11 protein-coding genes are annotated in these 11006 nt (G+C 72.1%); 4 read left to right on the plus strand and 7 right to left on the minus strand.

The features are described 5' to 3' along the window. Positions 1 to 105: 105 nt before the first annotated feature. The gene (locus AB0J10_RS29435; protein ID WP_363065854.1) at positions 106 to 969 is read left to right on the plus strand and encodes a deoxyribonuclease IV; all 864 of its coding nucleotides are present in this window, start codon (positions 106 to 108) and stop codon (positions 967 to 969) included. A gap of 60 nt (positions 970 to 1029) precedes the next feature. On the opposite strand, the gene AB0J10_RS29440 is transcribed toward AB0J10_RS29435, so the two are convergent. Next, complete coding sequence (locus tag AB0J10_RS29440) at positions 1030 to 1662, minus strand: sulfite oxidase-like oxidoreductase (RefSeq protein WP_363065739.1); 633 nt, start codon at positions 1660 to 1662, stop codon at positions 1030 to 1032. A 156-nt stretch (positions 1663 to 1818) separates the two neighbouring features. Between AB0J10_RS29440 and bfr the strand changes: the two genes are divergently transcribed. Beyond that, the gene (gene bfr, locus AB0J10_RS29445) at positions 1819 to 2298 is read left to right on the plus strand and encodes a bacterioferritin (RefSeq protein ID WP_363065741.1); all 480 of its coding nucleotides are present in this window, start codon (positions 1819 to 1821) and stop codon (positions 2296 to 2298) included. A 28-nt stretch (positions 2299 to 2326) separates the two neighbouring features. On the opposite strand, the gene AB0J10_RS29450 is transcribed toward bfr, so the two are convergent. Next, positions 2327 to 2608: a (2Fe-2S)-binding protein gene (locus tag AB0J10_RS29450; RefSeq protein WP_363065743.1), complete on the minus strand. Its 282-nt coding sequence runs from the start codon at positions 2606 to 2608 to the stop codon at positions 2327 to 2329. A 152-nt stretch (positions 2609 to 2760) separates the two neighbouring features. Next, positions 2761 to 4113, minus strand: a complete 1353-nt coding sequence (locus AB0J10_RS29455; RefSeq protein WP_363065745.1) for a class II 3-deoxy-7-phosphoheptulonate synthase — start codon at positions 4111 to 4113, stop codon at positions 2761 to 2763. 102 nt (positions 4114 to 4215) lie between these two features. Between AB0J10_RS29455 and AB0J10_RS29460 the strand changes: the two genes are divergently transcribed. Further along, positions 4216 to 4272, plus strand: a complete 57-nt coding sequence (locus tag AB0J10_RS29460) for a trp operon leader peptide (RefSeq protein ID WP_138057791.1) — start codon at positions 4216 to 4218, stop codon at positions 4270 to 4272. 96 nt (positions 4273 to 4368) lie between these two features. Beyond that, on the plus strand, positions 4369 to 6294 hold the full coding sequence (locus tag AB0J10_RS29465) for an anthranilate synthase family protein (RefSeq protein WP_363065747.1): 1926 nt from the start codon (positions 4369 to 4371) through the stop codon (positions 6292 to 6294). Positions 6295 to 6407: 113 nt separating this feature from the next. Here AB0J10_RS29465 and AB0J10_RS29470 read toward each other — a convergent pair whose 3' ends face one another. The 4 genes from AB0J10_RS29470 to AB0J10_RS29485 form a co-directional block, all read right to left on the minus strand. Further along, a complete protein-coding gene (locus tag AB0J10_RS29470; RefSeq protein ID WP_363065749.1) occupies positions 6408 to 8198 on the minus strand; it encodes an NlpC/P60 family protein in 1791 nt (596 codons plus the stop codon). A gap of 371 nt (positions 8199 to 8569) precedes the next feature. Continuing rightward, complete coding sequence (locus AB0J10_RS29475; protein ID WP_363065751.1) at positions 8570 to 9598, minus strand: 6-phosphofructokinase; 1029 nt, start codon at positions 9596 to 9598, stop codon at positions 8570 to 8572. A 173-nt stretch (positions 9599 to 9771) separates the two neighbouring features. Further along, positions 9772 to 10461, minus strand: coding sequence for a response regulator transcription factor (locus AB0J10_RS29480; protein WP_363065753.1), 690 nt, complete (start codon positions 10459 to 10461; stop codon positions 9772 to 9774). Continuing rightward, positions 10458 to 11006: ATP-binding protein (locus AB0J10_RS29485; protein ID WP_363065755.1), on the minus strand; the 549-nt coding region annotated here is incomplete at its 5' end. The genes AB0J10_RS29480 and AB0J10_RS29485, both read right to left, overlap by 4 nt.

An 11006-nucleotide genomic window follows, 5' to 3' on the forward strand; every position in this document is an offset into this window, starting at 1 on the left:
GTCGCAATCCACACCGAACCCGGAAGGCCCTCACCCGTTCAAGATCCCTCAGCCGAGATCTGGATCACCCGTCCACAACCTCCCCGGACAGAACATCTAGTGACCGTGCACAACCCCGTCGGCGCACATGTGCCCGTGGCCGGCGGCCTGGCCAGGACCGGTCTGGCGTACGCCCGTGAGATCGAGGCCGAGGCCGTGCAGGTCTTCGTCGCCAATCCGCGCGGCTGGGCCACCCCGGCGGGGAACTCCGCGCAGGACGAACTGTTCCGCGCCGGGAACGCCGCCACCGGCACACCGGCGTTCGTGCACGCCCCGTATCTGATCAATTTCGGCTCCCACAGCGCGGTCACCGCCGAGCGCTCCGTGGAGTCCCTGCGCCACTCGCTGCGCCGCGGCCGCGACATCGGCGCGGCGGGCGTGGTGGTCCACACCGGCTCGGCGACCGGGGGCAGGACCCGGGAGACGGCCCTCGCGCAGGTGCGGGAACTGGTGCTGCCACTGCTGGACGAGCTGACGCACGACGACGACCCGTTCCTGCTGCTGGAGCCGACGGCCGGGCAGGGGTTCTCGCTCTGCTCGCTGGCCGCGGACCTCGGTCCGTACTTCGAGGCCCTGGAGGCCCACCCCAGGCTGGGCGTGTGCCTGGACACCTGCCATGCGTTCGCGGCCGGTCACGACCTGGCCGCTCCCGGCGGAGCCGGGCGGATGCTCGATCTGCTGGTCGACACGGTCGGCCCCGGCAGGCTGAGGCTGATCCACGCCAACGACTCCAAGGACGTCGTCGGGGCGCGCAAGGACCGCCACGAGAACATCGGTGCCGGCCACATCGGCGAGGACGCGTTCGGCGAGCTGATGCGCCACCCCGCCGCGAAGGGCGTGCCGCTGATCATCGAGACACCGGGCGGCCGCCACGGCAAGGAGACGTACGCGGCGGACGTGGCCCTGCTGAAGAAGCTTCGGGACGCCTGAGTCCGGGACCGTGCGGCCGGTGTGCGCCGCGGGACCCCGCCGCGCGGGCCGGGGACCAGGCTAGAACTCGGGCCCGTCGCCCGGTTCCTCCTGGTAGGAGTAGCGCTGCTCGCGCCATGGGTCACCGATGTTGTGATAGCCCCGTTCCTCCCAGAAGCCCCTCCGGTCGGCCGTCATGTACTCCACGCCGCGGACCCACTTCGGGCCCTTCCAGGCGTACAGCTGCGGGACGATCAGCCGCAGGGGGAAGCCGTGCTCGGCGGTGAGCAGCTCGCCGTCCTTGTGGGTGGCGAAGATCGTGCGCTCGGAGAGGAAGTCGGAGAGGCGCAGATTGGCGCTGAAGCCGTACTCGGCCCAGACCATGACATGGGTGACCGCCGGGGCCGGCGGGGCCAGCTCGACGATCGTCGATGCGGGCACTCCGCCCCATTCGGCCCCGAGCATGCTGAATTTCGTCACGCAGTGGAGGTCGGCGACGACCGTCGAGAACGGCAGCGCGGTGAAGTCCTCGTGGTTCCAGCAGCGCTTGTCGCCGTCGGCGGTGGCACCGAAGACCCGGAACTCCCAGCGGTCCGGTTTGAACTTGGGGACGGGCCCGTAGTGGGTGACCGGCCAGCCGCGCTGCAGCCGCTGTCCCGGAGGTAGCTCGGACTGTTCTGACGCCCGGTGTTCCCGGCTCTCCGGCTGACCCATGCCCTCAATGGTGACAGACCAGGAGGGGTGGTCATGACCAGGTCTGGGCCGATTCGGGCAACTCCTACTAAGGAGGCACTTACTGGACGGCCTTCGATCACGGTGCGAGGATGCGCGCATCCTGCCCGAGTCACATGTGCGGAAGGAGCCGCTGCGATGCAGGGCGACCCCGAGGTCATCGAGTTCCTCAACGAGCAGTTGACTGCCGAGCTGACGGCGATCAACCAGTACTTCCTGCACGCCAAGATGCAGGAGAACTTCGGCTGGACGAAGCTCGCCAAGTACACCCGGGCCGAGTCGTTCGACGAGATGAAGCACGCCGAGGTACTCACCGACCGCATCCTGTTCCTGGAGGGGCTGCCGAACTACCAGCGGCTGTTCCATGTGCGGATCGGGCAGACGGTCACCGAGATGTTCCAGGCGGATCGGCAGGTCGAGGTCGAGGCGATCGACCGGCTGCGGCGCGGCATCGAGGTCATGCGCGGCAAGGGCGACATCACGTCCGCGAACATCTTCGAGTCGATCCTGGCGGACGAGGAGCACCACATCGACTACCTCGACACCCAGCTGGAACTGCTGGAGAAGCTCGGAGAGCCGCTCTACATCGCCCAGGTGATCGAGCAGCCGGACTCCTAGGAAACCGCCCCGTCCGGACGGGCGGGCACTAGGCCGCTTCGCGCAGCCGGCCGGGCGGGAACGTCCCGGCAGCCACCGGGGCCGTACCCTCCGACAGTGCGGCGGCGCCGCTGCCCTGCTCCAGCAGCTCGCGGCGCGGGCAGGCGCCCCGGCCGAGGATGCCCTGGATTCGGCGTACACACGAACCGCAGTCGGTCCCGGCCTTGGACACCGAGGCGATCTGGCGGGGGGTGCAGGCACCGGCCTCCGCGTGCTCCTTGACCTGCTTCTCCGTGATGCCGAAGCAAGAGCAGACGTACACGCGGTTCACCTCCCGGCGGGATCGAGATCGACTGTGGCGCCCGTCCCGACTGATCGGTGAGGCTAACCTAACCTTACCCGCCGCCCGCCGGTCCCGAAAGCCCGGGTACGACGGTGGGGCATGGATCACACGATCCATGCCCCACCGTCGTACCGGTCGGCTCACTGGTCGCGGTACATCTCCGCGACCAGGAACGCCAGGTCCAGCGACTGGCTGCGGTTCAGCCGCGGGTCGCAGGCCGTCTCGTAGCGCTGGTGCAGGTCGTCGACGAAGATCTCGTCGCCACCGCCCACGCACTCGGTGACATCGTCGCCGGTCAGCTCGACGTGGATGCCGCCCGGGTGGGTGCCCAGCGCCTTGTGCACCTCGAAGAATCCCTTGACCTCGTCGAGCACGTCGTCGAAGCGACGGGTCTTGTGGCCGGAGGCCGCCTCGAAGGTGTTGCCGTGCATCGGGTCGGTCACCCAGGCCACGGTGGCACCGGAGGCGGTGACCTTCTCGACCAGCTCGGGGAGCCGGTCGCGGACCTTGTCGGCACCCATGCGGACGACGAAGGTCAGCCGGCCGGGCTCACGCTCCGGGTCCAGCCGCTCGACGTACTGCAGCGCCTCGTCGACGGTCGTCGTCGGGCCGAGCTTCACGCCTACGGGGTTGCGGATCCTCGAAGCGAACTCGATGTGCGCGCCGTCCAGCTGGCGGGTGCGCTCGCCGATCCAGACCATGTGGCCCGAGACGTCGTACAGGTCGCCCGTCCGCGAGTCGACCCGGGTGAGGGCCGACTCGTAGTCCATGAGCAGGGCCTCGTGGGAGGCGTAGAACTCGACGGTGCGGAACTCCGCCGGGTCCGTGCCGCAGGCCTTCATGAAGTTCAGCGCGTTGTCGATCTCGCGCGCGAGCTGCTCGTAGCGCTGGCCGGAGGGGGACGACTTCACGAAGTCCTGGTTCCAGGCGTGCACCTGGCGCAGGTCGGCGTAACCGCCGGTGGTGAAGGCGCGCACGAGGTTCAGCGTCGACGCGGAGGCGTGGTACATCCGCTTCAGCCGCTCGGGGTCCGGGACCCTGGCCGCCTCGGTGAACTCGAAGCCGTTGACCGAGTCGCCCCGGTAGGTCGGCAGCGTCACGCCGTCGCGGGTCTCCGTCGACTTCGAGCGCGGCTTGGAGTACTGGCCGGCGATCCGGCCGACCTTCACGACCGGCACGGAGGCGGCGTACGTCAGCACCGCTCCCATCTGGAGCAGGGTCTTGAGCTTGTTGCGGATGTGGTCGGCGGACACCGCGTCGAAGGCCTCGGCGCAGTCGCCGCCCTGGAGCAGGAACGCCTCGCCCCTGGCGACGGCTCCCATCCGGGCGCGCAGCTGGTCGCACTCGCCCGCGAAGACGAGCGGCGGATACGACTCGAGGTCCGCGATCACATCGCGCAGAGCCTCGGCATCGGGGTACTCGGGCTGCTGCGCCGCGGGCAGGTCTCGCCAGGTGTTGCCACCGGTTGCGGTGGACTTAGCGTTCACGGTCACCCCGACAACATTACGTGGTGAACCGGTCGGTCCGGGTCGCGGCCCAGAAAGTGAGACGGCGGCCACCGGCGGACGGGACGCCGGTGGGGTAGGGTTCCGGGCATGTTCGCGCAGACGACCCAGAACCGGTGGTGGACCGCTCATCCGGCGGCCCACTGATCCGATCGCGCGCGCACAGTTCCGCGAAGGCCGCCCGAGGGGCGGCCTTTCCCGTTTCCACGGGCCGTTCCTCCCCACCACGGAAGGAACCCCACCATGCACGTCCTCGACCGGTTGCTGAATCCCGACGCCCCTCCGTTCGCCCTGCTTCGCCGGCGCACGCCCGGCCGCGACCACGACACCGTCGAGGTGCTGACCGGCCCGGTCCTCGAGGTCGAACGACTCGCCGACCTCCCGGTGGGCGAGCGCCCGTCGCTGGCGCTGGTGCCGTTCCGGCAGATCCGCGAGCGGGGCTTCGACGTGCGCGACGACGGCACACCGCTGTCCGTGCTGGTCGCCGAGGACTCCTGCGAGCTGCCGATCGACGAGGTGCTGGACCGGCTTCCGGCGCACGCCGTCGACGTCGAGGACGGCCGCTTCGACGTCGGCGACGAGGAGTACGCGGAGATCGTCCGTCGTGTGGTGGAGGACGAGATCGGGCGCGGGGAGGGAGCGAACTTCGTCGTCCGACGCACGTTCACCGGGCGCGTCCCGGACTTCGGCAGGGCCGACGCCCTCGCGCTCTTCCGGCGGCTGCTCGCGGGCGAACGCGGCGCGTACTGGACGTACGTCGTCCACACCGGCGACGGACGGCCCTCCCCGGCGGGGCGGCCCGGCCGGGAGACCGGCGGACGCACGCTCGTCGGGGCGAGCCCGGAGGTGCACGTGCGGATGTCCGGGGGCACGGTCGTGATGAACCCGATCAGCGGGACGTACCGCTACCCGGCGGGTGGGCCGGCGGTCGACGGGCTGCTGGACTTCCTCTCCGACCGCAAGGAGACCGACGAGCTCTCGATGGTCGTCGACGAGGAGCTCAAGATGATGTGCACGGTCGGCGACATGGGCGGCGTGGTCGTCGGGCCCCGCCTCAAGGAGATGGCCCACCTCGCGCACACGGAGTACGAGCTGCGGGGACGCTCCTCGCTCGACGTCCGCGAGGTCCTGCGAGAGACCATGTTCGCGGCAACGGTCACCGGCTCGCCGGTGCAGAACGCGTGCCGGGTCATCGAGCGGTACGAGGACGGCGGGCGCGGGTACTACGCGGGCGCGCTGGCGCTCCTCGGCACCGACCCGGGCGGCGCGCAGACCCTCGACTCGCCGATCCTGATCCGCACCGCCGACATCTCCGCCTCGGGCGAGGTGCGGGTGCCGGTCGGCGCGACGCTGGTCCGCCACTCGGACCCGGTGTCCGAGGTGGCGGAGACGCACACAAAAGCGGCCGGGGTGCTGACCGCGCTGGGCGTCCGCCCGGGGCCGGTGCGGGAGGAGGACACGGCTGCGCGGCCGCGGCCGGCCGACGACCCCAGGGTGCGGGCGGCCCTGGACGCCCGGCGGGCGGACCTGGCGCCCTTCTGGCTGCGGATGCAGCCCCTGCCGGAGCGCGTCTCGGGACGCGCGCTGGTGGTGGACGGCGAGGACACCTTCACCGCGATGCTGGCCCATCTGCTGCGGGGGGCGGGGCTCGATGTGGTGGTACGGCGCTATGACGAACCGGGGGTGCGGGAGGCGGCGCTCGCCCACGACGGGCCGGTCGTCCTCGGGCCGGGCCCGGGCGATCCGTCGGACGCGGCCGACCCGAAGATGCGCTTCCTGCGCTCGCTCACGGCGGACCTGCTGCGCCGCCACCGGAGCGGTCTGCTGGGGGTGTGCCTCGGCCACGAGCTGATCGCGGCCGAGCTGGGGCTGGACATCGCCCGCAGGAGGACACCGTTCCAGGGGGCGCAGGTGCGGGTCGGACTGTTCGGCACGGAGGAGACGGTCGGCTTCTACAACAGCTTCACGGCCGTGTGCGACGACGAGGCCGCGGCGGAGCTGTCCCGGCACGGCGTCGAGGTGAGCCGTGCGCCGTCGGGTGAGGTCCACGCGCTGCGCGGGCCGGGTTTCGCGGGCATCCAGTTCCACCCGGAGTCGGTGCTGACGCTGCGCGGGCCGGAGATCGTGCGCACCCTCCTCGACACGGTGGTTCCGGAACGGGCGCCCTGAGCTGCCGGGCCGGCCCCGGGAGGCTGCGACGGACTCCTGACGGAGCCCGGTCCTCGCCCGGCCGGGGCGACCCGACGGCGGACGGCGGGGGATGCCCGCGACGCCCCGGTACCTCAGAAGCGGCGGATGACGCGCAGGCTCCTGCTGTAGAGCTCGGTTCCGGCGTCCAGCACGGACAGCGCGCCGAGATCAGCCATCGTCGGCCCGTCGGGCGTCTTGCGGCTGGACGCGAACCGGCGCCTCCCGTCCTGGTCCCGGCCCAGGTAGATGCCGACGTGGTCGATGGTCCCGCGGTCGTCCCCGGCACCCTCGTCGTCACCGGCGCTGTCGTAGGCGTCGAAGTACACCAGGTCGCCGACGCGCAGCCCGTCCAGCGGCGGCGGGGCCTGGCCGGGGACGCCCTCGGCCGTGAGGCCGGCGACCACGACGCCCGGGCCCTTCGCCGCCTGGTCGGCGGACTCCCTCGGCAGGTTGGTGCCGTCGAAGTCCCGGTAGTTGACCATGGGTATGCCCATGTGGTGCCCGTACACCATCCGGACGTAGCCGGAGCAGTCGAGGAAACCCGCCCACCGCTTCTGCGAGCCCGTGTTCTCCGGCTGCGCCGGTGCCTCGCCGTTGGGGAAGTTCCAGGTGTCCAGGCCCATGTACTCCCAGAAGTCGGCGCCGATCTCGCGGGTGCCGTCGCCGGTAGTCGTGTTGAAGGGCCCGTACCCGGCCTCGCCGAGGACGCGCGTGCCGATCACCGGGTCGACCGCGCCGGCCGCGTGCGGCAGGAACATGGCCGCGTAGCCGAGGGCGTCGGGGGAGGTGTCGCCCGCCCAGTCACGGAGGCGCCGTTCCAGGGCGGGGGCCAGGGTGCCGTCGAAGGGCGTGTCCAGCAGCCGCACCCACAGGTCGTGCGTGACCTCGGGGGGCTCGGGCCTGCGGCCGGCGACGGTGAACTCGCCGACCAGCACCTTCATCGGAAGGGCGGTGCCGCCCTTGTTGGCGAGGACCCGGATGCCGGTCCCTCCCGCGCCGAGCGTGCCGTCCGTCCCTGCGGCCTGCCAGGTGGCGGGCTCGCTCTGGCCGTCGCGCCAGGCGCGGCAGCGCAGTGAGGTCCCCGTGCGCTCCAGGCGGAGGCGCCAGCGGTCACCGGGCCGGAAGCCGGATCCCACCTGGACGGGGCCGCCGAGCAGCGTCGTGGTGCCTCCGGCCGCCATCTCCAGGATCAGTCTGACCTCGCCGGTGGTGAGGAAGGACAGCCGGGCGCGGTAGTGCCGGTCGTCGCCCGTGTACGCGCAGCAGACGGCGGCCGAGACGGCGTCACCGGCCGGGACCCGGTCGAGGGTGAGCACGGCACACACATCGACGTCCCCGACGCTGTCGGAAAGCGTGGCGAACTGGCTGAACCCGTCCTCCCGCAGGACGACGGTGCCGTTCCCGCCCTCGACGCGAAACTCCGCGCGGCCGGTGTCGGGAGTCGCCCATCTGCCGCCGCCGGGCGACGTGCCCCAACCGGAGACGCCTCGGTCGAAGCGGTCGGTGAAGGCCTTCTTCTGCTCGGTGAAGGTGCGCCGCGGCCCGTGCACGGTGACGGTCCGCGCGCCCTTGGTGAGCGTGGCGAGGGGGCCGTGGGCGTCCGAGACCTCGTAGGTCTCGGGGCCGGCCGTGCCGGTCTTCCGCGCGGTGAGCGGTCCGCCCAGCCCCGCACGGAAGAAGCGCGCGTCGTTCACGTCCTGACGGTGCACCCACATGGTCGCGGGCGGCTGGGCGCCGGGCGCGGAGGCGACCGCCGCGGAGGCGGCCACGGGTGCACGGGACGCCTTCTCCGGAGCACGGGCGAGCGCTGCGGACGGGACCACTCCCGCCGCTGTGCCCGCGAGGGCCGCGGCGAGCGCGGCACGACGGCTGACAGGTGACACGGTTCCCCCCATGATCATGGAATTGCGGATACACCCTACTTCCCAGTCGGGCGGGGTCCGCCCCGGCAAGGAGCTGTGCCGGCGCACGGGGCCTTCCCCGCTCCTGCGGGCCTGGGGGAAGGACCGCAGGACGCCGGACGGCCTCGTGGTGGGCCTGCCCCGTGAGCCGGCAACGCCGCGAGTGGCCGTGCCGCGCGTCACGACGGGCGGGCCTCGGCCGACGCGACGCCGGCCGACCCGACGGACGCCGGTGGGGGGAGCACCCCGGCGACGTCCGAGCCGTACACCGGGGCGGACCGGCCGTGTCCCGGCCCACTGGCGGGCCCCGGGTACGGGGCGGGGCCGTACCGGCGCACCGACCCGGCCGCCCGTCAGCCGAAGAAGACGCCGACCTCCTCGTAGAGGGCTGGATCGACCGTCTTCAGCCTCGCCGTCGCCTCGGCGATCGGTACGCGGACGATGTCCGTGCCGCGGAGGGCGACCATCTTGCCGTAGTCGCCGTCACGCACCGCCTCGATCGCGTGCAGGCCGAAGCGGGTCGCCAGCCAGCGGTCGAAGGCGCTGGGCGTACCGCCGCGCTGGACATGGCCGAGGACGGTGGTCCTGGCCTCCTTGCCGGTGCGCTTCTCGATCTCCTTGGCCAGCCATTCACCGACGCCGGACAGCCGGACGTGGCCGAAGGAGTCCAGCGTCCCGTCCTTGAGGACCATGTCGCCGTCCTTGGGCATCGCGCCCTCGGCGACCACGACGATCGGTGCGTACGAGGCCCGGAACCGGGAGGTGACCCAGGCGCAGACCTGGTCCAGGTCGAACCGCTGCTCCGGGATGAGGATCACGTTCGCCCCGCCCGCCAGCCCCGAGTGCAGGGCGATCCAGCCGGCGTGACGGCCCATCACCTCGACCACGAGGACCCGCATATGGGACTCCGCCGTGGTGTGCAGCCGGTCGATGGCCTCGGTGGCGATGCCGACGGCCGTGTCGAAGCCGAAGGTGTAGTCCGTGGCGGACAGGTCGTTGTCGATGGTCTTGGGAACGCCGACGCACCTGATCCCGTACTCGTCCGAGAGCCGCGCGGCGACCCCGAGGGTGTCCTCGCCGCCGATCGCGATCAGTGCCTCCACCTCGTGCTTGGCGAGGTTCTCCTTGATCCGGCGGATGCCGTCCCGCACCTTGAGGGGGTTGGTCCGCGAGGAACCGAGGACGGTGCCCCCGCGCGGCAGGATGCCCCGCACGGCCGGGATGTCGAGGCGCACGGTGTCCCCCTCCAGCGGCCCGCGCCAGCCGTCCCGGTAGCCGGTGAACTCGTATCCGTACTCCTGCACGCCCTTGCGGACGATGCCGCGGATGACCGCGTTGAGGCCGGGGCAGTCGCCGCCCCCGGTCAGTACTCCGACCCGCATGGAAGGTCCCTTCGCCGTCGGTGGCCATATTCGCCGGCAACGCTAGTGGTGACGCAGGTCACTTCGGGACGGTACGAAAGTTGAATTCCGGGTGTGGGGGCGGCAGTTGACGTCCGGCGGTTCACTCCATCGAGTGGACCGGGTACAAAGCCGGACCGGCTGCCCGACGGGGGTCAGACGTCGTCGAGGCCGCGCTCGATCGCGTAGCGCACGAGCTCCACCCGGTTGTGCAGCTGGAGCTTGCCCAGGGTGTTCTGCACATGGTTCTGCACCGTGCGGTGCGAGATGACGAGCCGCTCCGCGATCTGCTTGTACGAGAGGCCCTTGGCGACCAGCCGCAGCACCTCCGTCTCCCGCTCGGTGAGCCGCGGAGCCTTCGGCTCGTCCGGCCCCGCGGCCGGCGCCGGCTCGGTCGCCAGCCGCCGGTACTCCCCCAGCACCAGTCCCGCGAGGCCGGGGGTGAACACCGGATCGCCGGCGGCGGTACGGCGCACGGCGTCGATCAGCTCCTCCGTACTGGCCGACTTCAGCAGATAGCCGGTCGCCCCCGACTTCACCGCCTCCAGCACGTCGGCGTGCTCCCCGCTGGCGGAGAGCACGAGCACCCGCAGCGACGGATTCGCGCCCACCAGCTCCTTGCAGACCGCGACCCCCGGCATGCCCGGGAGGTTGAGGTCGAGCACGAGGACGTCCGGCGCCACCGCCCTGGCCCTGCGCACCGCCTGCGGGCCGTCGCCCGCGGTCGCCACCACCTCGTGACCGGCCTCGGCCAGATCCCGGGCGACCGCGTCCCGCCACATCGGGTGGTCGTCCACGACCATGACCCGTACGGGCCGCCGGGCCACCCCGCTCGTCTCGGTCATCGTTCCGCCTTCCCCCGAGTCCCCCGCGGGACCTTCAACTCGACTTCCGTACCCTGCCCCGGCACCGAGACCAGCTCGGCGGTGCCGCCGATGTCCCGCAGCCGGCCGCGGATCGAGAGCGCGACTCCGAGCCGTCCCTCGCCCTCGGCCTGGGCCAGCCGCCCCTCCGGGATCCCCGGGCCGTCGTCCCGGACCGTCACGATCACCTCGTCCGGCCAGTCCTCGACCAGGATCCATGCCTGGGCGTCCTCGCCGGCGTGCCTGCGCACATTGTCCAGTGCCGCGCCGACGGCCGCCGCGAGCTCCTTCGCCGCGTGCGCCGGGAGCAGCACCGGGGCACCCGGCTCGGACAGGGTCACCCGGCTGCCGGTCCGCGGCGCCAGCAGCGTGCGCAGGTCCACCGGTCCGTCGGCCCCGGCGCTCCCACCGTCCGGCTCGTGCGGGGGGGCGACGAGCCGGACGACCCCCGCCCCGGGGGCGGGCACACCCACCCCCCCCCCCCGGCCCCGAACGCCCCGGCCCAGGGGGCGGAGGGGGAGAACCAG

The sequence above is a fragment of the Streptomyces sp. NPDC049887 genome (assembly GCF_040656535.1).
In the GTDB taxonomy this organism is placed as follows: Bacteria; Actinomycetota; Actinomycetes; order Streptomycetales; family Streptomycetaceae; genus Streptomyces.

Bases quoted from the DNA above. Each gene is read 5' to 3' on its own strand.
- AB0J10_RS29475 (WP_363065751.1), bottom strand. From the start codon at position 9,598: ATGCGGGTCGGAGTACTGACCGGGGGCGGCGACTGCCCCGGCCTCAAC.
- AB0J10_RS29480 (WP_363065753.1), bottom strand. From the start codon at position 10,461: ATGACCGAGACGAGCGGGGTGGCCCGGCGGCCCGTACGGGTCATGGTC.
- AB0J10_RS29465 (WP_363065747.1), top strand. From the start codon at position 4,369: ATGCACGTCCTCGACCGGTTGCTGAATCCCGACGCCCCTCCGTTCGCC.
- bfr (WP_363065741.1), top strand. From the start codon at position 1,819: ATGCAGGGCGACCCCGAGGTCATCGAGTTCCTCAACGAGCAGTTGACT.
- AB0J10_RS29440 (WP_363065739.1), bottom strand. From the start codon at position 1,662: ATGGGTCAGCCGGAGAGCCGGGAACACCGGGCGTCAGAACAGTCCGAG.